Source organism: Clostridium sp. Marseille-P2415, assembly GCF_900155545.1.
In the GTDB taxonomy this organism is placed as follows: Bacteria; Bacillota; Clostridia; order Lachnospirales; family Lachnospiraceae; genus Lacrimispora.
Genome location: NZ_LT732525.1, coordinates 964,384 through 987,064 on the forward strand (window position 1 = coordinate 964,384; position 22,681 = coordinate 987,064).

Sequence of the window (22,681 nt, forward strand, 5' to 3'; positions counted from 1 at the left end):
TTAAGTCCTCCCTTTCTATCTGAAACTGTTAACTATAAGTTATGCCCATAATAAGTTATTATTGCTTTGTTGCTTCTTCAGAACCTCATCCATTTTATTTTCCATTCTCCAACGATGCAATTGTTCCTCATATAAGTTTAACACTTCCTTCATTGTATCTGCTCTCCCACATTCAATTACTTCTATAAGATAAGATGTAGCTAAAGGATAACGATATTTTTCAGGAATCAGACTGATAACTTCAATCTTTTCTTTAATAACACTCTCTATTCTCTGTTTTAACTCATTTGATCTTGCAGCAGCGTGTTCCAAGTCCTTTTTAGCTCTCTTAATTCCCAATAATAATGCTATTGGAAAATGCAATACACCTATACCAATAAAAGATAAAAACGCTGGTTTTATAATCTCATTAAAAATTACTTTTTGGGGTTCTGGCGGCTCACTTGGATAGATATAAACAACACGACCTATCGCAAAGAATAGAACTGCCATACACATAATAATCAAAACAGGAATCCAACGTACTATAACCTGCCCTGCCTTATACGCTGGTCTTTGGAACCGTTTTACTACTTCTTCATTCTGGTGATAATAATCATTTGTAACCCACAATTCTTTACACCAATAACTGGTTTCTTTGATTTTATCCACTGTAATATTAATACTCATTCCCTTAAAATCTCATATTTGACAAATTTTCAAATTCGTGTTATTCTAAGGGTACAAAGGGTAGCCAACTCCACAGAGTGGCTTCCAAATTAATGATTTATTCTTTTAAAAATAACCATACCACTTGGTCGGCGGGGTGGTTATTTTTTTGTACCTTTGTTATTGTTATTCGCATATGTAAGGATTGAAACGATCAACGCTGCAACATTTATAATAATCATAAATTCCTCATAGGTGCTGATAACAACCACCTCCTTTCGGAGATGGAAACCACCCGGCAGATTATCTACCATGGTAATTATAACATGTTTTGGTACTTTTTACAAACTTTAATATTTCTTTATACAGTGTTCTGACCATTTTCTATCAGTTAAACATCTTCGGTTATCAATGTTCAATGGCCTTCCGGCCCGGCGGAAGCTACCGCATTGCAGTAACCACTTTCCCGCCCTGTACCCACTGGCCTTTTTCATTCACTTCATACTGTCCATCAATGACCATTCCGGTCATTAACTTTCCTCTTGTCCCATCAGAAACCGGATTAAGGTAATACCAGGCCCCCTCTACAGCGTGCCCCGCTTCACCGGGTATGTACTGCCAGCCAGTGAGCATCTGCCCCTGGGTTCCATCGGAATGGGACTTTAAGTAATAGATATTCCCATCTGCATCCGTATACCAGCCAGTCATCATAAATCCGTCCTTATCGAACCGAAACCAGGAGGCTTTTTCCTGAATTCCGGTTGCGTATGGGTTGCTGATATAAGCCCATTCGTCCGTATAAGTACGGTTTGACGCAAAGATCCATTTCCTGTTTGCAGTCTGTGTCCAGGTCCCTGTCACGACACCAGCCGGTGCTGCCGGCCCCTGGGTATTCCCTGCTGTTGTCACTCCCACAGAACGTCCACCGGTTCCACCGCCGGAAGAACCGCCACCGCCTCCTGAAGAACTTCCTGAAGTCGTATCATCCACAATTTTAAAATTAAGCTTTACTATTACCGGATCAGACATTTTTCCGTCACTTGCAGCTGCATAGATCGTCACTGTGACAGCCCCGGTATATGGGGATCTTCCCACAGATTCCTTGATCCAGCCGGCCGTGACCTCCTGTTTCTCATTTAAGACTACCGGGGTCACATTTCCATTCTGATCTACCGTAAGGATTCCGGGATCGGAGGTATGCCATAAAACACTCTTTTTCTCCTGGCTTCCCGAATAGATGGAAGCGTTAAACTTTTTACTCTCAATCCCGGTCCAGGAAAGAACCGGATTACTTCGTTTTCCGGTTTTCCTAAGCACCAGGTCAAAGCTTTCGCTCTCCCGGTCTGCTTCAATGCATTCTGCCTGGAAGGTTAATAATACCTTACAGGCAGCGGCCTTCTGGCCGTCCTTTGTCACTGCTGTGATCTCCACGCTCTTCTCAGCCCGGTACGGTGCCTTTAAAAGTGCTTCTTGGATCCATGATGCTCCATCGACCGGAGTCACATTTCCTTCCGGATCCACCGTTACCGCTTCCGGATCGGAAGAGGTCCACAGGACGCTGCGGTCATAGGGTTTGTGTTCTGCTGTATCTTCAATATCCGGAAGAACGGCTGCAGAAAGCTTCCTTGTTTCAAAGCCGGTCTTTTTGACCGTTTCGGAATGGATATTCCCTGCCTTCTGATAACCAAGGCTGTAAAAAAGTGCCGTCTTATCCAGGGTAATCCCTTCCGGTACGATCCTTGTCTGGTCATTGGTAACGAATTTTACCGTTACCTGACATGTGGCCGAAGCCTGGTTCCCAAGCCTGTCCTTTCCGTTTACAGTGATCGTAACATCCCTGCAACCGTTTCCGGAAACCTCTGCATACTCATCATTGCTCCGGATTCCATCATCAGTGGCAATGATATCCCGTATCCACTTTGCATCCCTTAAAGCTGAAACCGATACTTCCCGGTAAGCTTCCTGATCCTGGGATACTAAGGCCACCGCCGTGTCCGAACTTGTCCAGGTTACTTCGTCCTTTGAGAAGAAATCCGGGATAAAGGTTGCTGTCAAAGACTGGGGAGCTGTCACCGTCACCTTTTCAGCCGGTGCTGTCCGGTCTCCGGACAGGGTCCTTGTCACGGTAAGGTTAAGAGCCTGTTTATCAAGGACGGCTCCTTCCGTTGCCACAAAGGTATTATCTATGATCTGGAACGTTACATTGATCCGGCTGTTTGCCGTACATGGTTTTCCCTCAAAGGAAGCGGAGGGCCTGGTTTGTGCCGTCAGTACCGCAATGCCGCCGTTCTGATGCCCGGCCCCGTAAATCGTGTTCGGGATCTTATACCGGTAATTCTCATCCGCCTGTTTCTTTTCTGCATCTTCAATGATGCTTATAAAGAAGGAAGCCCCGAGGTTTACGGATAGAGTGGCAGATTTGGCCGTATAGCCGTCTGCTTCCTCGTCATCATTGGCAGCAAGACTTATGAGTTCCGGATCGTCAATACTCCATTTCACACGCCCATCCTCTACGTCGTTATTGGCATCTATAACGGCCGCGATATTCACCGGCTGCACCTGGGTTCCCTGCTCCAACGCCCCGTTTATGTAACGGGCAATGAGCTTTCCTTCCTTGTTCCTGATCTCTGTAGTCTTTACCGGATTCTTCCGGTTTCCGGTTCTGGTCTGTGTTACTGCTAAGGAATAGGCTTCAGGTTCTGCCTTGATGGACACAGCCACCTTTTTATAGACCGCTGATACGGAAATATCTTCCTGGGGCATAGTAAAAGTATAAGCATGGCTGCTGTCGGAATAGGTGGTACTCCTTTTTATCCCTTTTCCATTGGTATAGGTTGGAGTGCCTTCCATCTGATACTTTTCCGTATCCGTATTCTTCGGGGCCGTAGTGATGCTGACCGTTGTCCCGGCTGCAATGGCTCCCCGGCTCCCCTTATCAAGTGACTTTGAATACTGGGAGCTTCCCCTTACCTCCAGGGTAGCAATATCATAAAAGTTCCGTCCATTTGCTACCGTGTCGATCTGATTCACAGTCAGCAGATACCCTCTTACGGGACGGCCCAGGGAATTAGGGGCAAAATGGTCCAGATTATAATGCCCGGTAAGGCGGGGAAGGCTCTCCCCTATGTCCTCAGCCATGACATCCAGGATACCGTCCTCTAACTCTTCATAGAAATACCGGTCTGATATGGTCTTTTTGGTCCCTCCCTGAACCAAGGTATAATAAAGATCCCCGGAATGCCAGTAGCCCACATGGGCGGCATAGGTATAATCGTTATCGTCGATGATCTCCGATCCGCATACGGTGGCACTGATCTTACTCTCGGAATCCGCAAACAGGTAAGCCACATCATCCATGTAATTAAAGTTGGTTGCAGCTCCCTGTCTTGTCCCGATAAAGGTCCCCTCCCTTGCCATGGACCCAAGCTGGGAATTTCCGATGGTTCCCTCAAAGCGTGCTACCTTTAACTTTCCGGCCGCATATCTTCCGGTAATTCCGCCGATGGCTGCTGAATGATAACCGCCGATGGTCCCGCTTACATGAGTGTTATAGACGGCGGTTGCATTTTGGTATCCCACGATCCCGCCTATGTAACCGGTACCCTGGATTCTTGCTGTGGTCCCATCCCCGGTGGAAACTTCACAATCCACGATATAGGAATCCGATGCGATCCCGGCGATTCCGCCGGCATAAATCACATCTGTTCCCCCTGCGGCATCAATCATCACCTTTTCACAAATTGCATTTTCAATGACCGTACCGCTGATTTCTCCTGCAATTCCTCCGGAAACTCCGGTAGAACGTATAAAAGCGTTTTTGACGGTTACATCACGGATCTTGGAATCCGATGCGCATCCGGCTACAATCCCGGTTCGGTCATTTCCCTTGATCTCGCTGCTGTCCGGGATCATGGTCACATCCTGGATCACTGCATTGGTTATGGAACCGAAAAGTCCCACATTGTTATAACCGGCAAAGGAAGTAAGTTTTAAGTTCTTAATGGCATAGCCATTTCCGTCAAAATAACCGCTGAAGGCATTAGGAACTTCCCCTGCGCTTTCCGATGAATCCCGGTAAAAGCCTATAGGAATCCAGTCCACCCCCTGTAAGTCGATGTTACCGCCAAGGGCGAAATAACAACCGGAATAGTCACCGGCATAATCTGCCCCTTCTGCGTCCTGGACCGTCATCCCCATGGCTGCCAGCTCTGAAAGACCCATGAGCTGTTCCTTATTCTTTATGAGGAAAGGTTTTTTTGCCGTTCCCTCCCCATTGTTCCCATTTAGGAATTCAAAGCTGGTTTTTCCGGACCAGGAATCCCATATATCCCCAAGAGAACCGGAAACGGCCCTGTTGGTTTCAGCAGCCTCTTCTTTTTCGTTTTCTGTACCCGATCCCACCTTCTTATTGGCTTCCGTATCATGTTCTGCCTCCGAGGCAGTGGCTGTTTGAACTGTTTTTCCTGTGGTTTTCCCGTTTTCTGCATATACTGCCCATGACAGCGTTGCCGTCATTACCAGAACAGTACACAATGCGTATACCGTCTCCCTTATGAATCTTTTTCTCATTCTTCCTCCTTGCTTCATTGAACCAGGCCCGTTTTCTTATATTCCTTTCTCCTTTCATTATCCCTGTGGAATTGCCATTGCAGGCCTGATACCAATGCTCGTTTCCATTACATCAACCGGCCGGATATTACCGTCTGCAAGATTGACTGTATAAATCCCAGCCCCATACCGGGGACCATCTGGTCCGCTCTCTTGCGGAGTACGCAAATAATATCCCTTGGAATATGCGGAAATTTGTGATTCCTGATTGTTCGTGTCACTCCCGTTGAATTTCCAGAGGGAATCCCTGTATTTAAGTGCTTCATCCACCGACAAAATAAAAACTTTATCCTGCAGGAGCTGGAACATCCGATCCAGCCCCGTAAGGTCGTTGTCGTTTAACTGCTCATACGTTCCCTTTCCTGTTGCACCAATGTATGATTTGGTGATTCCTATATAGTTTTTACGAACAAACCGGTCATCTACAGCGTTATTACGAAGCCACTCCCGGATATTGGAATACTTATAATTATTATCAGACCCAAACGTTAACTTCTTAGATACGCCGTCAATGTCCGATCTTATAACGCTGTCACAGAGAAACAGCGCTGTCTGCGTGCTGTTATCCATGGCGTCCTCATAATCATCATCAATACAGCGGAATAAATAAATTTTCTCTCCAATGGTCCGGGCCTGTACATCACCTATGTTATAATGAATGGATTCCGGCTCTTCATCTGCCGGTTCATAACAGATGTCGCAATAACCGTCATGATCTGCATCCGTATGTCCTGTTGCCGGCAAATCATACGTTTCCTCCCTTCCACATTTTCTGCATCTGACTGTTTCATGGCCGTTTTTCATACATTCGGCATTGACTTTATCTGTAATTTCATAATCATGGCTGCAAGTATTTTCTTCACAGGTTTTTAAAAACCCCACAAGCAACACCGTATACCGTTCACCTGCTATCGTAAATTCATCCCTGACCAGCTCGGATATATTCTTAACGTCCCGGAAAGTCTGGCTTACAATCATGGCATTGGGCGTATACCCCTTTGCAATGAGATAGACTTCCTGGCGGCCTGTGCTGCCAGCCATAGAAATCAGGTTCCGCAGTCTTTCGTTGCTTTCGTCCAGTCTTTCAGTTATAATCTGTTGGCCTGACGGCTCAACTCCTGTAAGCTTAAAATCAGCCTCCATTGCAATTTCCAGCCATTTCTTAAGCTTTTCCTTTGCTTCTTCATCCGGATCAGCCTCTTCCTGCAGGCTTTCTCCTTTTTGGTACTCAATATAGTATTTCTGGACTCCATTGCCGTTCACAATGACACTCCATGGACTGGAGACAATAGAATGATAATAATACCGGTCCGTTCCTATAATTGTTTCAGGAAAATCGACCACAAGCGGCCTTCCTTCTTCTGTCCGTCCCTGCTGGGCCTTGAATATTTCTTTGTATGGCTTTCCCTGTTCGATAAAATACAGATTCCAGTCAACTTTCTTAGCCTCAGAGGGAGAAGCAGGGCATTCTTTCTCGTAATAAACGTTCAGGATCATATTGTCGCAGGACAGATCAAAACTTTCCCTCTGCCCTCCGCAAAGTTCATAGCCCACAATATCCGGCTGTGTAATAACAATTGTTTCCCCTTCAGTTCCTATGCCGTTCACTACGTGGAGTATTGTTTTATCTGAAATATCCATATAGCGTATCGTGTACGCAAACGGCTCCGCCTGGTCAGCCGACACCTCCGTACCTCCGGAGGAATCCCCAGGCTTAGGCAAATCTGGCTCGGCTTCCGATTCTTTTACTTCTGGATAAGGATTATCTGAATCATTATTTATCTTCGTACTCTCCTTATGGCTGCCTCCCCCTCCGGAACCTCCCCCGGAAATTCTTCTGTCAACCGATGCCGCCTTTCGGGATACAGCCGTCTGAATGCCTTTTCCGGGAATTTTAACGATACCAGCCTCATAAACCCAGGCCCCTGAAGCATCTACAAAGTACCCATCCGGAGTCAGCTCATTTCTGTACATTGCCCCTTCCGGATAATTGTCCCCCGGATGATCAGCCAGATAATAACAGCGCCCATCAATCCATTGCCAGCCGGTCATCATCTTGCCATTTACTCCATTAATATCCGGATTTAAAAAATACCAATATCCGCCCGTACATATCCATCCGTTTTTCATTAAGCCATTTTCATCATAGTAATACCAATCTGCTTCCACCTTCTTCCAACGTCCATTTTCCTTTGTATATCCGGCATTTACCTCCATACCTGGAAAATGGCATGTCAGGGCCATTACCATCAGAATCAGTCCGGCCAACCTCCCCTTATCAGAAATATATCTCATGCTTTAACTCCTTCCTTTTTCTTCTTACGGCAGGCTCTCCGCACCAGGGTAATGAATAAGACAATTACACCCCCTGCAAATAAAACAGATAGCGTTACCACCACACTTTTTCGTATAACCAGCCATTTTCCTTTCTTCTCTTCCGTGCCTGCAGAAAAATTCTTAAGTTCCACTGGCCGCTCTTCTGCTGGATCCCATCCATCGGTCACGGAATCAAATCCCCGGTAAACGGCCACGCATCTCACTCCATCCGCCTCCGGGAACACCATTTCTCCTCCATAAGTCACATAATAGTCAGCCACTTTCTTTTCCCCTGTAACCGCCGCATCTCTGCAAAAATTTCCATTTTCATCGAAATAAGGATCACCCTGCCAGACTGCATCGAGAACCCGATATTTTTCAGGCTCTGCTCCAATTTCCTCTAAAAGTTCCTGACCGCAGTCTTTCAGCTCCGGTTTATGGCTGTTAAACGGAATTTTCTTTGTTCCCAATTGATAGTAATCCGCACCATAGGAATGGAATACCGCGGTAAAGGTAAAATCAGAAAGCCAGCGTTCCTTTACAGCTTCCATTCGGAGAATAGGATAATCCTTTTGAAGCTGTCGGCCGGTCATCTTATCTCGTAATGTAACGGCCGCCTGCTTTGGAATCTGTCCCTCCCATTCCACTCCCTCATAGATTGCGGTACTCTCCACCGACTCCCTGCGTTCTGGTATTCTGCACGGTTCCAAATGCCAATCCTTCAGCCAATGCTGTTTTCCAGCCTGATTCACGTATTCCCCTGCCGGGGCATACCCCCTCCGTTCTTCAAACGGAATTTCCGATTCTATTATCACCTCCCCTTCCTCTTTCCCTGTTACAATAACAGGATCTGTTCCTTTCCTCTCCTCTGCCGCCACTCTGCCTTCCCCATAAAGAATTCCTTGCAAGGCGGCAAAAATCACAATAAGCAAAAGAAAAGACTTTTTTCCAGGCTGCATAGCAGACCCCCCTTTTCGAGAAAAATTGCATATATAAAGCAAATAGAATTAATAATTTACTTATTTTGTAATAGTGGAATAATTAAAAGAAATTAGAAAATTTGAAAAGCATAAATAGAATATATTAGATACAAAAAATAACGAACCAGTTATAAAACATAAAATGGGATCATTTCGAAATCACAGAACACTCTAAAATGAATTCATAAGCCGGACCTGCGAAAGAAGCTCGCATGAAAGACAAACCGAAACCTTGAATTCAGTATACCCGATTTTATAAAAATAATCAATAGCCTTTTCGAAAATATCAACTGATATAAACCACAATTTACATCTTTCCCTTCATGTAATTTTTCATCAGAAAGCTCTAAATAAGTCAAAAACCTTCCTCAATTGCAATGTCCGGGAAGGTTTTTTTAACTTAAGAAACAGTATCCTGTTCCATATTCTGAACCAGCTCAATAAAAGCCTTCATCTCCCTGCTGATCCATTTATCTTTATGATAAACGATCTGCCTCCAGGTCTGCAAATGAAAATCCTCCACTTTTAAGGCTGTAAGAGATCCTTCTTCCATGTCCCTTCGAATGGTGAACTCCGGAAGAAATGAGATTCCGGCGTTATTACGAAGCAGCTTGACGATAAATTCTGTATTGCCGATCTCCAAAAAAGGGTGTACTCTTTTTTCATCAGCAGCCAGATACTGTTCTAAAATAAACCGATAGCTGGCATCCCTTTCCGTAAGAATCATGGGCTGTGAAATAACCTGATCAATTTTAAGACCGGTTTCCCTTGCATAGGGATGATCTTTTGATGCGGCGAAAATAATGCTTTCCGGCTTTTCCATCACCTTCACCCATTTCGTATCGTACATCCGCTTATCAAGAAAATACACGACATCAATGGTATTCTGATTCATCATGGAAAGCAATGTGCTGGGAGAATCAATGACAATGCTTATATTGATCTTTGGATAAAGCTTGTGAAATTCCTGTATTAGAGGAGGAAACAGCGATGCACAGATGGACTCGATGGTCCCGATAACCAGCCTTCCGGTAAGCTCGGATGACTCCGATAAAATATTTTTTGCATGAGTAAGATCCCGAATGACATCTGCGGCATATTCATAAAATATTTCTCCTTCATGAGTCAGGGTCGTCTGTTTCCCGATCCGGTCAAACAGGTGAACATTCAATTCCTTTTCCAGCTGCTTAATCTGTACCGTAACAGCTGCCTGGGAATAGCCCAGCTTCCCCGCTGCCTTGCAAAAGCTTTTCAGATTTGCCACCTCTAAAAATGTTTTTATTTCCCGAAGCTCCATCCCGATCCCCTTTCTTCTATTGATTTAAAATTTTTAAACATTATTATAAAAACATTAAATTTTACATACATGCATTTTTATGCTACATTAAAGTTATTCAGAAATCAATACATATTGAAGAGTATTTTCCGAAAGATCAATGATACTTTAGAAAGGACTTAACATTAGTATGGAAAAGGCGAATATGAAATATCGTGCCTTTGTGCAGATATTAAAAGAAGAGCTTATTCCTGCCATGGGATGCACCGAACCGATCGCTCTGGCCTATGCTGCGGCTGTAGCCAGAAAAACGCTGGGGGAAATGCCTGATAAAGTGGCAGTAGATGTAAGCGGAAGCATTATAAAGAATGTGAAATCCGTGATCGTCCCCAACACAGGCCATTTAAAAGGCATTTCCGCTGCAGTGGCGGCGGGTATTGTGGCAGGAAACCCTGAGAAAGAGCTGGAGGTAATTGGATCGGTCACACCCGGGCAGATCATCCAGATAAAAAAATTTATGGAAGAAACGGAGGTCAGGATCGAACACATTAACAGCGGATTTACCTTTGACATTCTCGTCACCTTGTACAAAGGCTCATCTTACAGCAAAGTCCGCATTGCCAATTTTCACACCAATATCGTTCTCATTGAAAAAAACGGAAACATACTGCAGCAACGGGAGGCAGCAATGGAAGAACAGCCATTGACCGACCGGAATTTACTCAATATGGAGGATATCTGGGACTTTATCAATACGGTAGACATTTCGGATATCTGGGAAACCCTGGACCGGCAGATTAAATATAACTGGGCCATTGCAGAGGAAGGGCTTAAAAACAGCTATGGGGCCAATATCGGCAAGGTCCTTCTGGAGACGTCCGTGAATGATGTCGCTGTGAAGGCAAAGGCCATGGCGGCGGCTGGTTCGGATGCCCGTATGAATGGCTGTGAATTGCCGGTCATCATAAATTCAGGAAGCGGCAATCAGGGCATCACAGTTTCCGTACCTGTCCTTGTATATGCAAAAGAATTAAAGGTCAGCAGGGAAAAATTGTACCGGGCCCTGGCTTTGTCCAATCTGACCGCAATTCACCAGAAAACACCCATTGGCAGATTATCCGCTTATTGCGGGGCGGTTAATGCAGGAGCAGGGGCAGGAGCAGGAATTGCTTACTTATGCGGAGGGGGGTATACGGAAGTCATTCATACCGTTGTCAATGCACTTGCCATTGTATCGGGTATTGTATGCGATGGGGCAAAGGCTTCCTGTGCAGCAAAGATCGCTTCTTCCATTGATGCCGGAATATTCGGTTACAGCATGTACAGGCAGGGTCAGCAGTTTTTTGACGGCGACGGCATCGTCACCAAAGGTGTGGAGGCCACGCTGAAAAACGTTGGCAGATTGGGGAAAGAGGGAATGAAGGAGACCAACGCGGAAATCATCAAAATTATGATAGGAGAATAGGTATGAATAAAACGATCCATAAGATAACAGCCCCTGCAGCCGTTCCCTGGCCGCAGAGGCTGTATAAATATACTTATAAAGCCAGTTCCTTTTTCAGTGAATCTCTCACAGCTCCCTTACCGGCGATCTGCTCGCAGAACATCTTCTCGATCAGTTCTCCGATCCCGGCTTTATAAAGATCGACTCCAAAAATATTCTCATTGGATAAGATTTCCTTTAACTGCCCCTTATATGTTTCCGGTTTTCCAACCAGGATACCTTCCAATTTGGCAGTCAGTTCCTCAAGCATGGGATCCGGTGAAAGCTCAAATGGTTTTCCTTCATCATCCACGGCAAGCAGATATCTGCACCAGCCGGCAATGGCCAAAGGAATCGCTTTTAATTTTTTAGCATCCCCATACCTGGCCACATAGGCCTTAACGGTTTCACCATAGCGGATGCCGACCTTCTGGGATGTGTCGGTAGCAATGCGCTGCGGCGTATCAGGCATGAATGGATTCGGAATCCTTACATGAATCACTTCGTCAACAAAATCCTGCGGTGAAAGGATACCCGGGTCAGTCACTACAGGCATTCCTTCAACCGGTCCGATTTCATGGACCAGCCTGCTAAGCTCCGGATCTTTCATCTCATCTGCAATCAATGTATAGCCCAGAACACAGCCATAAACAGCCAGTGCTGTATGCAGTGGGTTTAAGCAGGTAGTTACCTTCATTCGCTCCACTTTGTTAACCGTTTCACGGTCCGTCATATACACGCCGGCTTTTTCAAGCGCCGGTCTTCCATTGGGGAACTTATCCTCTATAACCAGATACTGAGGCCCTTCTGCATTCACAAAGGGTGCAATGTATGTCTTCTTAGAGGTAATGACCGGCTCCATCGCTTCGACACCGGCCTTTTCCAGCTCCCTGCACACAGAATCTGCCGGGCGGGGCGTGATCTTATCAATCATGGACCACGGAAAAGAAATTGTTCTCTCATCTTTTAAATAATCCACGAATCCGGCTTCAACAAATCCTTTTTTATACCATTCCTCCGCAATGGCAACAATCGATTTCTGCAGCTTTTCACCATTGTGGGAACAGTTATCCATGGATACGGCAGCCAGAGGTGCTTTTCCAGCCTTATATCTTTCATTTAAGAGTGCGCATACAACTGCCATCGCTGAAACAGCTTTTTCAGGGCCATTCTCAATATCCGCCTGAATAAACGGAAAATAATTTCCTTCCGCTCCTTTTAACGCATAGCCCTTTTCCGTTATTGTGAAGGAGATCATCTGTAAACCCGGATTTACGAAAATTTCCTTCAGACGGTTCCATTCAGATGCCACAGATGACTGGGCTTTTATTGCCTCTGTCAGAGACCCGATCACTTTCTTGTCTGTGGAGCCGTCAGCATTTAAGGTAACCCCAAGAACCAGATTATCATACGGCTTGTAGATCTTATCAATCACATCAAAATCAAACGTTTCCACACAGGTGATCCCTTTTGAACTTTCACCGCAGGCGATCAGGGTATCTGCGATTCCCCCAATAAAGATACGGAAAATATTACCGGCGCCAAAATGGACCCAGACCGGCGCTTTCTTTGTTGCCTCTGCTACCTGTTCCATGTCGTATGACGGAAGGCTGATGCCGGAATCTTCCCATAATTCCTTGTCTTTTAATCCCTCTAATGTTAATTTCATAGAATCAATGCTCCTTATCTGTTCTTAGATTCTTTCTCAATGGCCTCCCATAGCCCCTGCAGATAAACTGCTCCCAGCGCCCTGTCATAAAGGCCATATCCGGGCATCGCAACCTCTTCCCAGATCATTCTTCCATGGTCCGGACGGATAACCCCGTCAAAGCCTGTGTCATACAGAGCCCTCATAATTGCATGCATGTCCATGGACCCATCAGACGAAAGATGGGCTGCCTCCTCAAAATCCCTGTCACTATTATACTTTAAGTTTCTTACATGGGCAAACGGTATTCTTCCTTTTGCAGCCCTTATGATATCACAAATATCATTTTGCGGATCAGAACCCAGGGAGCCTGTGCATAACGTAATTCCATTATATGGCTTATCCACCGCCTTCAGCAGCTTCATAATGTTCTCCTTATTACGGATAATTCTCGGCAAGCCAAAGATCGGCCAGGCCGGATCATCCGGATGAATGCCCATCTTAATGTCATATTTTTCACAAACCTCTCCAATTGCTTCTAAAAAATATACCAGGTTATGAAACAGTTTTTCGTCATCAACATCCTTATATGCCTCAAACAGATTTTTTAACCGGTCCAGCCTTTCCGGCTCCCAGCCCGGCATGACAAAACCGTTGGACATCTTCTCCATGGATTCTCTCATATGCTCCGGGTCGATTTTATCCACCACATCCTGATTATAAGCCAGCACGGCAGAACCATCCGGCCTCTTTCTTGCAAGATCAGTACGGGTCCAGTCAAAAACCGGCATAAAGTTGTAGCATACCATATGAATATCCGCTTTTCCCAGATTTTCAAGCGTAGTAATGTAATTCGCAATATGCTCTTCCCGCTTTTCTGTACCAATTTTGATATCATCAGAAATATTCACCGATTCAATTCCCATAATGGTAAGACCCGATTCCTCAACGGCCTTTTTAAGATCTTTAATTTCCTCAGCCGTCCAGACTTCTCCTGCCTGTTTCCCCATAAGAGTCGTGACTACGCCCTTCACTCCCGGGATCTGTCTGATCTTTTCGAGTGAAACACTGTCATATCCTGGTCCGTACCACCGTAATGTCATATCCATAATAAAATTCCTCCTTTAATTTTTATTAACTGCCCATGAAAAATGCCGTAGGTACCGTGATAAGCGCCGGAAAGAAAATCAGGAACAGCAATATGAAAATCTCTGCCAGTAAAAATGGCCATACTGCTTTTACAATTCTCTCCATGTTAATTTTACCAGCACTGCACGCAACATTCAATACGGTACCGACCGGAGGCGTTAATAAACCCAAAACCGTACACAATATAAAGACCACGCCAAAATAAACGATATCGATTCCGGCCTGTTTTACCGCAGGAAGCAATACCGGAGTCAGAATCATAATCGTAGGTGTTACATCCATAGAAGTACCGACCAAAAGGACAATTACACAAATGACAAGCATCAATATTACAGGATGCCCAATAAATGGTGTCAGAATTCCTGTAACAATGGAGGGAATATTTGCTACCGTCATCAGCCACGAGGATACCATTGCCGCTGCAGCTAAAAACATAATGACAGAAGAAGACCTTGCTGCAGAAACCAGGCAGTCCATCAGCATACGGATTTTTAACTCCCGGTATACAAATAATCCGATTATCAGTGCATAGACAGCCGTAATTACCCCGGCTTCTGTGGGAGTAAATTTACCGCTTCTTAATCCGATTAAAATAAAGACCGGAAGCAAAAGAGCCCAAAAACCGTCAACCAGAGATTTTAAAATCTGTTTTTTACTCTGGCGCGGTGCGGTATCAAGATTTTCCTTTTTGGCAACAACGAACCAGATCACGCACAAGGCGGAGGCCAGGTATACTGCCGGCGCAATTCCGGCCATAAACAGGCTTGTTACGGAAACACCGGCCTGGACCCCAAAAATAATCATTGGCACAGACGGCGGCATAATGGGCGATAGAATATTACCGGCTGCGATCAGTCCCGTACATTTATCCCGGTTGTACCCTGCCTTCACCATCATCGGAATTAAGATTGCACCAAGCGCTGCTGTAGACGCAACCGCCGAGCCAACCATGCTGGCAAACAGCAGGATAGCCAGAATGGAAACATATCCAAGTCCTCCTCTTACATGTCCCACGATCGCATTCGCTGCGTTTACGATCCGCTTTGTGATGCCGCCCCGGTTCATAAACTCTCCTGCAAGAATGAAAAAGGGAACCGCCATCATGGAAAAGGAATCCGCACCGGAAAACAAATTCTGGGAAAGGATCTGGGAATTGAACCCGTTCATATAAAGCATCATACAGACGCCGCTGAATAAAAGAGCAAAACAGATCGGAAGACCGATCGCGATCCCTCCTACCAGTGATGCCAGAAATATTCCTAATGTCATACTTATTTACCTCCCCGTTCATTCAGACGTTTTGCATATTCTTCATCTGACAGATTTTCCATATTCTCCATAGCCTCCGCTGCCGCTTCATCCTCCTCGGTATGAGACGCAACAATCCTTGATATCCGGTCCGGATTTTTTAAGGCATAAATAATATTGCAGATCCCTAACACCGCAATCGCAATCCCCGTCACAATCCCGCTGAAGTACAACACGGAATAAGGAATGTTTAACGCCGCTGTTCTGGCCTGGGTATTTTGCAGAACCATTTTAACTGAGCCCCGGACCAGTATGCACATAATGACCGCAATAAGTGCCTGGGAAATGATATATAACTTCATCTGCATTTTAGCGGACACCCTGGACAGCAGGGTATCAACGCTCATATGTGCATTAGAACGCATTGCACTGACCGCACCTATGTAGGTTACATATACAAATAAATATCTTGCCAGTTCCTCCGACCATGTAAGTCCGGAGTTAAAAAAAGTACGGAGTACTACATTCAAAAATACAAAAAACACCATAAGCCCGGTAAGAATACCGGTAAAAATATCGATTCCTTTAAATAACCTGTCAATCGTTCTTCCCATTGCGTTCTCCTCATTTAATATCATCAATCATATTTCTGATGTCTTCCGCCCAATCATATTTTTCATCCAGATAATCGTAAACCGGCTTAATCTTCTCCTTCATGGCAGCCCGCTCTTCTTCTGTTAAATCATGAACCTTTAATCCATGATCAGCCATGAACTGCCTGTCACTTGTAAGCTGCTCCATATAGCTGTCCCATGCATAATCAGAGGTTTCCTTTGAAACCTGTCTGAAAATCTCCCGGTCCCCGTCATCCATGCTGTCCCAAAATTCATCCCCTGCAAAAAGCTCTAAGGATGCCACAATGTGATTTGTGTTATAAATATAGTTCTGAACCTCATACCAGCCTTCATTCTTCACCGTAGAAAGGGGATTATCCTGTCCGTCTGCAACTCCCTGCTCCAGCGCCGTAAAGACCTCTCCCATATCCATGATGACTACATTGGCCCCCAGGCTCTCGGCCAGTTTTACATGAATCGGATTATTTGGCATCCTTAACTTTTGTCCTTTAAAATCGTCGAGGCTCTCCAGCTTTTTATTGGAAGAAAATGCCCTCGCGCCATTTGGGAACCATGCGGTCAGCTCAATCGGCTGATCTTTTTCAATTTCATTTTTAATGTAATCCCCCAATTCTCCCTGATAACATTTTCTTGCATGCTCAACATCCCGAAAAACAAACGGAAAATCCGGTATCGCCATTGCAGGTGTTTCCGACCACATCGGGGTCCCTACCACGCACATCTCGATGATCCCATTTCTGGTATAATCATAAGTTACCTTTTCACTGCCCAAAACTCCGGAATCATAGATCTGGATGTCATACTTTCCATTGGTCAATTCCTCAATTCTCGGCTTAAATACCTCTCTTAACGCCGTTGCCGCAGGTGTCTGGCTTGAAACACAGACAGCAATTTTTACCAGCTTCCCCTTATTCATGCTGCCATTCTGTCCCGAACATCCGGACAAGGAACAAAGCAGGACCAAAGAAGCAAAAATGCAGGATCCCCGCTTCAAAAATCGTTTCATCCTCATAATGAAACCCTCCTAATCATCATCGTTAATATTCTTACTATGTAAATTCTCTGCACAAATCGTTTCGTGCATATCTCATCTTGTATGGTAGTATATCTATAAATAATATTCAATATGTAATATTATACAATTTTAACATTCCATTTTTATGCACTTTAACCTTTTTATTAAAATTACGCAAAAGACTCTTGACTTTTTAAAGCAAATGATTCACCATACTTGTATGTAAGTTATCCGAAAATAACCAAGAAAGGATCTGTTACTATTATGAAAGCAGTACAAATTATAAAACCCGGTCAACTAAAGATCATTGATATGGAAAAGCCGCAAATTGATGATAAAAATAATGTTCTGATCAAAATGACCGCTGCAGGTATATGCGGCTCAGATGTCGGCATTTACTCCGGCACCAATGCCGCTGCAACATATCCGAGAATCATTGGCCATGAAATGGTCGGTCATGTCGAAAAGACAGCTTCAAACGTAACCGCACTTAAGCCCGGTGACCGGGTTATCATCAATCAGGTTACCAGCTGCGGACACTGTTACCCTTGCAGAATTGGGAGAGGGAATGTATGTGATGACTTAAAAGTCCGGGGGGTCCATATTGACGGCGGTTACAGAGAATATATTGCTGTGCCGGAATCTGACTGCTACGTCCTTCCTGATTCTCTTTCAGATAACGATGCCGTTATGATCGAGCCCACTACAATTGCAATTCAGTCCTGTACCAGAGCCGGACTTGGAACCGATGATATGCTGCTGATTTACGGATCAGGAGCTCTTGGAAGCACGATTCTGAAAATTGCGCGGTTAATTTGCAGCAACATATTGGTAGCCGATGTTGTTGATGAAAAACTCAAGGATGCAATGAAAAACGGTGCAAATCACACCATAAACGTATCAAGAGAAAATCTGACTGAAAAAGTAAGAGAATACACCAATGGCCATGGTTCCACGGTATCGATAGATGCTGCCTGTACAAAGGACTCCCTGATGAATCTGCTGAATGCAACTGGCAACGCAGGCCGGGTCATAACCATGGGATTTTCAACGTCCGCAGCCGAGGTCAACCAATTTTTAATCACGTCGAAGGAGCTTGATGTCAGAGGCTCCCGATTGCAGAATCGGATGTTTGGAAAAGCAATTGAATTGATAAAAGCCGGAAAACTGGATCTTTCAAATTCCGTTTCCCATACGTTTCCCCTTGACAAAGCCCAGGAAGCCTTTGACTTTGCAACCAGCCATGATCCATCTATCCGTAAAATAGTTTTAACTTTTTAATTTCTGGATAAAAACTATAGATAAACTTAACATTCGGTAGTATACTAAGTACATCATCTTGTATACTACCGAATGTTAAGTTTGTAATAAGTGAGGTTTTTATGAAATTATTAGATCGAGCACCTGCAGAAAATGCCCGGAATTTCGCTATTCGGGTTCTTTTATATAACATTATCAACTTAGAGCTTGTACCTGGCAGTATTGTCAGTGAAAACGAATTATCTTCCGGCTTAAACCTTTCGAGAACCCCTGTACGCGAGGCCCTGATCGAACTCAGTAAAACCGGACTGGTTGAAATATTGCCTCAGCGGGGAAGCTGCATCTCTAAAATAGACTATGACCTGATCGAAGAGGCCAGGTTTATGCGGCTTGTCTTAGAAAATGCGGTTTTAAAACTCGCATGTGAAGAAATAAGCCCTTTGTATCTGAAACAATTAAAGGATAATTTAAACCAGCAAAAATTCTGTCTGGAAAATGATGACTCCGGGAAGCTCTTTCAATTGGACGATAACTTCCACAAGCTGATTTTTCAATCCGTAAACAAAGCGCGGACCTTTGAAATCATCCATTCCCAAATGGTACATTTTGACCGGCTCAGGGCCCTTTCTCTTAAATCAACCAAACCGACCAAGACGGTCGAGGATCACGAGAACATTCTGTATGCGATTGAACGAAAAGACGGGGAGCTGGCAGAGATTTTAATGACAAGGCATTTAACCAGACACCGCATGGAAAAATCGGAGCTGCTGGCCCTTTATCCCGATTATTTTATCCGTTAACACACTTACATGCAAACCGGCCCTGGTAAATGGTTTACCGCTAAAAATATACTTGTATTCTTCGATCTGCTATCATATAATTATATTAGCAGATACCAACTGCTGGCAATCGTGTACGGGGTAGTTGACCTCTATTCTACATAGAATGGAGGTGTTGCTTATGAAGAATTTTGACTTTAAGGACTTGATGTCTTTTGGCATGTTCATCTTGGCACTACTGACATTCATCTTCTTGATATGTCAATAAGCTAAAAAACCTTCCCTGTACTTTGGCCAGTCAGGAAGGTTTTTCACTTTTCTATTTGGTCAACCACCCTGTGGCGATTGCCTTTATTAAGTATATTATAACAAATATTTGAAATATTACAAGTACATGAACTAATTTCGTCATCCCTATACTATTTTAGAAGCTTTTTCATTAATATATTAAGCAAAATGCTCTATATTGGGCATTTCCACTCTTTGTACCCCCGTCAAAAAATTCCAAAATACTCCAGAATTCCCTTTAATTCTCATTCATTTTTGCAAGCTTTTCGGCCTGATCCGCCGCAATAAGCGAATCCAAAAGTTCCTGAATGTCACCATTCATGATGGAATCGATCTTATAAAGGGTCAGCTTGATTCTGTGGTCCGTCACACGGCCCTGCGGAAAATTATAGGTCCGGATCTTTTCGGAACGGTCTCCCGTACCAATCTGGCTTCTTCTTTCTTCCGCTTCCGAATTCTGCCTTTTTTCCAGCTCAATGTCATACAGCTTGGAACGCAGCAAGCGGAATGCCTTTTCCTTATTCTGAAGCTGGGATTTCTCCGTCTGGCTGTAAATTACGATTCCGGTTGGAATATGGGTCAGACGAACGGCTGAGTCAGTGGTATTAACGCACTGTCCGCCGTTTCCGGAAGCACGCATGACATCAATTCTTACATCCTTATCATCAATGACAACATCCACCTCTTCCGCCTCAGGCATAACTGCTACGGTAGCCGTAGAGGTATGGATCCTTCCGCCGCTCTCGGTCTCCGGAACACGCTGCACACGGTGAACACCGCTTTCATATTTCATCTTGGAATAAGCGCCCTTGCCCGTAATCATGGCTACCACTTCCTTAAAACCGCCGATCCCATTTTCATTTACACTGATCAACTCTACTTTCCAGTGCTGACCCTCCGCATAATTCACATACATGCGGTAAAGCTCAGAAGCAAACAGTGCTGCCTCATCTCCGCCTGCCCCGGCACGGATCTCCAGGATAATGTTCTTGTCATCATTGGGATCCTTAGGCAATAAAAGGATCTTAAGCTCCTGCTCCAGCTCCTCAATCTGCTTTTTGGCATCGGATAATTCCTCCTTTGCCATTTCCCTCATTTCTTCGTCGCTCTCTTCCTCCAGAAGAGCCAGACTATCCTCTACGGTCTGCTTTGCCTTCTTATACTGCGTATAAGCCTCTACAAGCTCCGCCAAATCCGCCTGCTCCTTCATCAGCCTCCGAAAGCGGTTCTGATCCTCTGTTACGGAAGGATTGTTAAGCTCCTGCATCAATTCTTCATAATGAATTAAAATATCATCTAATCGATCAAACATCGGTAACCTCCTGAATTCAGGCGCGCTCACGCTTGCCTTCATTAATGAAATCATGCCAGGGCTGTCGCCCATACTTAAACAGAGACGGCGCATACCACACGGTCCAGTCCGGCCGCATCCTTTACCACCCGGATTTCTTTAAAGCCGGCATCCTTTAAAAGTCCGCTCACCGCCTCTCCCTGGTCATAGCCGATTTCAAAATAAACCGCCCCGCCCGGGTTTAAATAACAGCCGCATTCCAATGCCAGCCTTCTATAAAAATACAGCCCGTCTTCCTTACCATCAAGAGCCAGTATTGGTTCATAGTCCCGGACCTCCGGCTGCAGCCCCTCTATTATCTTAGTCGGAATGTAGGGAGGATTTGACACAATCACATCAAATTTTCTGCTTTTTTTCATGGAGGCAAACAAATCACTCTCTACAAGTGTGACCTTATCCACTTCCATCAGATGATTTACATTCCGTTCCGCCACCTTAAGAGCCTCCGGCGATATATCGGCCGCAGTCACATGGTCAAATCCCCCAAGCAGAGCCAGGCTTACGGCTATGCAGCCGCTGCCGGTGCATATATCCAGGACCTCCGGCTTCCTTCCCTTATAATCCTTTAAAACCAGTTCCACAAGCGTTTCCGTATCCTGCCTGGGGATCAGCACATATTCATTCACATAAAATTCCAGTCCCATGAATTCACAGCTTCCTGTGATCTGCTGAAGCGGTATCCTTTTTGACCGCTTTTCAAGCATGGAACGGTATTCCGCTACGGCTCGGAAAGCGGATTCCTCATCCAAAAGCTTCCTGTTCCTGTCAATGAGAAAATGTGTCATATCCGTATGAAACGCCTGAAAAAGCAGATATTTAGAATCAAGAGAAGCCTCCTCAATCCCTGCCCTTAAAAGCTTTTCCGTTCCTTCCTCAAATAAAAGCTGCAATGTCAGATTCATGCTTTATTCTCCGGGAAGTTCCTGTTAAGAAATGTTCTCCAGTCAAACACAGCCTCTACAGAGGCAATGCCCACTTCAATCATGGCGTCATCGGGTTCCTTGGTGGTCAGCCCCTGCATCCACATGCCCGGACGGCTTAACAAATCCACCAGCTTAGAATCACTGCGCCCGGCCAGGCGTAAGAATTCATAGGATACCCCGGCGATTACCGGAATCAGCACGATCCTGCTCAAGATCCGTAAGGGCAATGTCTTCACTCTCACCACCATGAAAAACAGAATGCTGATAATCATGACGATCAAAAGAAAGCTTGTTCCGCAGCGCTTATGCTCCTTGGAACTGCTGCGCACATTTTCCACATTCAGTTCCAGCCCGTGCTCCAGACAATTGATGCACTTGTGTTCCGCTCCATGATACATAAAGGTCCGGCGGATATCTTCCATGCGTGAAACCAGCTTGATATAGGCAATAAAGATTCCGATCCGGATAAATCCTTCAAGAATTGCCATAACCGTTTGAGATTTTATAAAACGGTGGAATATATTGGCAAGAAACATGGGGAATACCATAAAAATGCAGATAGCCATCACCACGGAAAACACCATTACAATGCTCATCAAAGCCTTTTCCGTTTTTTCCCCGAATAACCGCTCTAATAACTTTTCGAATCCGGAAGGCTCCATGTCCTCCTCGTCATCCTCAAAAAAGCTGGCAGAAAACGTCAGTGCCTTCATACCAAGGACCATAGAATCCACAAAGCTGAATATTCCCCTGATAAAAGGAAGGGAAAAGAATTTCACCTTTTCTCCCATGCTGACATAAGTATCTTTTTTTACTTCGATCGTTCCGTCCGGCTTCCGGACAGCGGTGGCATACTCATCCCCATTTTTCATCATAACGCCTTCAATCACGGCCTGACCGCCGATTCCTGAATACTTCATACGCCAAACCACCTCTCTAGTCAAGCGGATATTCGCAATCCGCTTCGCTACTTGCTCATTCCAATCTCAAAAAAGGTTGAGCTAAAGTGTTTCCACCAAACTCAACCTTTTCTCTGCTCCTGATATAATAAGGAAGTTCGATACGCCTTACGGC

The 22,681-nt window shown here is 44.9% G+C and carries 16 protein-coding genes; 3 read left to right on the forward strand and 13 right to left on the reverse strand.

The annotated features are described in order from the left end of the window. Positions 1 to 39 precede the first annotated feature (39 nt). From BQ9856_RS04535 to BQ9856_RS04555, 5 genes are all read right to left on the reverse strand, one after another. Positions 40 to 669 (reverse strand): hypothetical protein, encoded by a 630-nt coding sequence (locus tag BQ9856_RS04535; RefSeq protein WP_077609907.1) that lies wholly within the window; start codon positions 667 to 669, stop codon positions 40 to 42. A 420-nt stretch (positions 670 to 1,089) separates the two neighbouring features. After that, positions 1,090 to 5,217: a hypothetical protein gene (locus BQ9856_RS04540; RefSeq protein WP_077609908.1), complete on the reverse strand. Its 4,128-nt coding sequence runs from the start codon at positions 5,215 to 5,217 to the stop codon at positions 1,090 to 1,092. 57 nt (positions 5,218 to 5,274) lie between these two features. Beyond that, positions 5,275 to 7,551, reverse strand: coding sequence for a DUF6273 domain-containing protein (locus BQ9856_RS04545; protein WP_077609909.1), 2,277 nt, complete (start codon positions 7,549 to 7,551; stop codon positions 5,275 to 5,277). Continuing rightward, complete coding sequence (locus BQ9856_RS04550; protein WP_077609910.1) at positions 7,548 to 8,531, reverse strand: hypothetical protein; 984 nt, start codon at positions 8,529 to 8,531, stop codon at positions 7,548 to 7,550. The genes BQ9856_RS04545 and BQ9856_RS04550 overlap by 4 nt, the downstream gene beginning before the upstream one ends. 421 nt (positions 8,532 to 8,952) lie before the next feature. Beyond that, positions 8,953 to 9,849 (reverse strand): LysR family transcriptional regulator, encoded by an 897-nt coding sequence (locus BQ9856_RS04555; protein ID WP_077609911.1) that lies wholly within the window; start codon positions 9,847 to 9,849, stop codon positions 8,953 to 8,955. A gap of 163 nt (positions 9,850 to 10,012) precedes the next feature. On the opposite strand from BQ9856_RS04555, the gene BQ9856_RS04560 reads away from it, so the two are divergent. Further along, entirely contained in the window at positions 10,013 to 11,293 is a 1,281-nt protein-coding gene (locus BQ9856_RS04560) for an L-cysteine desulfidase family protein (protein ID WP_442855482.1), read from the forward strand. A 73-nt stretch (positions 11,294 to 11,366) separates the two neighbouring features. Here the strand turns inward: BQ9856_RS04560 and BQ9856_RS04565 are convergent, their stop codons facing one another. The 5 genes from BQ9856_RS04565 to BQ9856_RS04585 are packed head-to-tail and all read right to left on the reverse strand — an operon-like array spanning position 11,367 to position 17,003. Further along, positions 11,367 to 12,980, reverse strand: a complete 1,614-nt coding sequence (locus tag BQ9856_RS04565; protein WP_077609913.1) for a mannitol dehydrogenase family protein — start codon at positions 12,978 to 12,980, stop codon at positions 11,367 to 11,369. Positions 12,981 to 12,994: 14 nt separating this feature from the next. Beyond that, the gene (gene uxuA, locus BQ9856_RS04570) at positions 12,995 to 14,068 is read right to left on the reverse strand and encodes a mannonate dehydratase (protein WP_077609914.1); all 1,074 of its coding nucleotides are present in this window, start codon (positions 14,066 to 14,068) and stop codon (positions 12,995 to 12,997) included. 25 nt (positions 14,069 to 14,093) lie between these two features. Further along, entirely contained in the window at positions 14,094 to 15,377 is a 1,284-nt protein-coding gene (locus tag BQ9856_RS04575) for a TRAP transporter large permease (protein ID WP_077609915.1), read from the reverse strand. A 2-nt stretch (positions 15,378 to 15,379) separates the two neighbouring features. Continuing rightward, positions 15,380 to 15,970: a TRAP transporter small permease gene (locus BQ9856_RS04580; protein ID WP_077609916.1), complete on the reverse strand. Its 591-nt coding sequence runs from the start codon at positions 15,968 to 15,970 to the stop codon at positions 15,380 to 15,382. 10 nt (positions 15,971 to 15,980) lie between these two features. Further along, positions 15,981 to 17,003, reverse strand: a complete 1,023-nt coding sequence (locus BQ9856_RS04585; RefSeq protein WP_077609917.1) for a TRAP transporter substrate-binding protein — start codon at positions 17,001 to 17,003, stop codon at positions 15,981 to 15,983. A gap of 267 nt (positions 17,004 to 17,270) precedes the next feature. Between BQ9856_RS04585 and BQ9856_RS04590 the strand changes: the two genes are divergently transcribed. Both BQ9856_RS04590 and BQ9856_RS04595 read left to right on the forward strand, forming a co-directional pair. Further along, the gene (locus BQ9856_RS04590) at positions 17,271 to 18,287 is read left to right on the forward strand and encodes a zinc-binding alcohol dehydrogenase family protein (protein WP_077609918.1); all 1,017 of its coding nucleotides are present in this window, start codon (positions 17,271 to 17,273) and stop codon (positions 18,285 to 18,287) included. Positions 18,288 to 18,388: 101 nt separating this feature from the next. Then, positions 18,389 to 19,066 carry a GntR family transcriptional regulator gene (locus BQ9856_RS04595; protein WP_077609919.1) on the forward strand — a complete coding sequence of 226 codons (678 nt, stop codon included), beginning with the start codon at positions 18,389 to 18,391 and terminating at the stop codon, positions 19,064 to 19,066. A 505-nt stretch (positions 19,067 to 19,571) separates the two neighbouring features. Here the strand turns inward: BQ9856_RS04595 and prfA are convergent. From prfA to BQ9856_RS04610, 3 genes are all read right to left on the reverse strand, one after another. Beyond that, positions 19,572 to 20,645, reverse strand: coding sequence for a peptide chain release factor 1 (prfA, locus tag BQ9856_RS04600; protein WP_077609920.1), 1,074 nt, complete (start codon positions 20,643 to 20,645; stop codon positions 19,572 to 19,574). 74 nt (positions 20,646 to 20,719) lie between these two features. After that, positions 20,720 to 21,586, reverse strand: coding sequence for a peptide chain release factor N(5)-glutamine methyltransferase (prmC, locus tag BQ9856_RS04605; protein WP_139348647.1), 867 nt, complete (start codon positions 21,584 to 21,586; stop codon positions 20,720 to 20,722). Continuing rightward, positions 21,583 to 22,527, reverse strand: a complete 945-nt coding sequence (locus BQ9856_RS04610) for a DUF1385 domain-containing protein (RefSeq protein ID WP_077609921.1) — start codon at positions 22,525 to 22,527, stop codon at positions 21,583 to 21,585. The genes prmC and BQ9856_RS04610 overlap by 4 nt, the downstream gene beginning before the upstream one ends. Between the last annotated feature and the right edge of the window lie 154 nt (positions 22,528 to 22,681).

What these genes read in the sequence shown, in the direction of transcription:
- BQ9856_RS04535 (WP_077609907.1), bottom strand. Translation starts at nt 669, where the DNA reads ATGAGTATTAATATTACAGTGGATAAAATCAAAGAAACCAGTTATTGG.
- BQ9856_RS04540 (WP_077609908.1), bottom strand. Translation starts at nt 5,217, where the DNA reads ATGAGAAAAAGATTCATAAGGGAGACGGTATACGCATTGTGTACTGTT.
- BQ9856_RS04545 (WP_077609909.1), bottom strand. Translation starts at nt 7,551, where the DNA reads ATGAGATATATTTCTGATAAGGGGAGGTTGGCCGGACTGATTCTGATG.
- BQ9856_RS04550 (WP_077609910.1), bottom strand. Translation starts at nt 8,531, where the DNA reads ATGCAGCCTGGAAAAAAGTCTTTTCTTTTGCTTATTGTGATTTTTGCC.
- BQ9856_RS04555 (WP_077609911.1), bottom strand. Translation starts at nt 9,849, where the DNA reads ATGGAGCTTCGGGAAATAAAAACATTTTTAGAGGTGGCAAATCTGAAA.
- BQ9856_RS04565 (WP_077609913.1), bottom strand. Translation starts at nt 12,980, where the DNA reads ATGAAATTAACATTAGAGGGATTAAAAGACAAGGAATTATGGGAAGAT.
- uxuA (WP_077609914.1), bottom strand. Translation starts at nt 14,068, where the DNA reads ATGGATATGACATTACGGTGGTACGGACCAGGATATGACAGTGTTTCA.
- BQ9856_RS04575 (WP_077609915.1), bottom strand. Translation starts at nt 15,377, where the DNA reads ATGACATTAGGAATATTTCTGGCATCACTGGTAGGAGGGATCGCGATC.
- BQ9856_RS04580 (WP_077609916.1), bottom strand. Translation starts at nt 15,970, where the DNA reads ATGGGAAGAACGATTGACAGGTTATTTAAAGGAATCGATATTTTTACC.
- BQ9856_RS04585 (WP_077609917.1), bottom strand. Translation starts at nt 17,003, where the DNA reads ATGAGGATGAAACGATTTTTGAAGCGGGGATCCTGCATTTTTGCTTCT.
- BQ9856_RS04590 (WP_077609918.1), top strand. Translation starts at nt 17,271, where the DNA reads ATGAAAGCAGTACAAATTATAAAACCCGGTCAACTAAAGATCATTGAT.
- BQ9856_RS04595 (WP_077609919.1), top strand. Translation starts at nt 18,389, where the DNA reads ATGAAATTATTAGATCGAGCACCTGCAGAAAATGCCCGGAATTTCGCT.
- prfA (WP_077609920.1), bottom strand. Translation starts at nt 20,645, where the DNA reads ATGTTTGATCGATTAGATGATATTTTAATTCATTATGAAGAATTGATG.
- prmC (WP_139348647.1), bottom strand. Translation starts at nt 21,586, where the DNA reads ATGAATCTGACATTGCAGCTTTTATTTGAGGAAGGAACGGAAAAGCTT.
- BQ9856_RS04610 (WP_077609921.1), bottom strand. Translation starts at nt 22,527, where the DNA reads ATGAAGTATTCAGGAATCGGCGGTCAGGCCGTGATTGAAGGCGTTATG.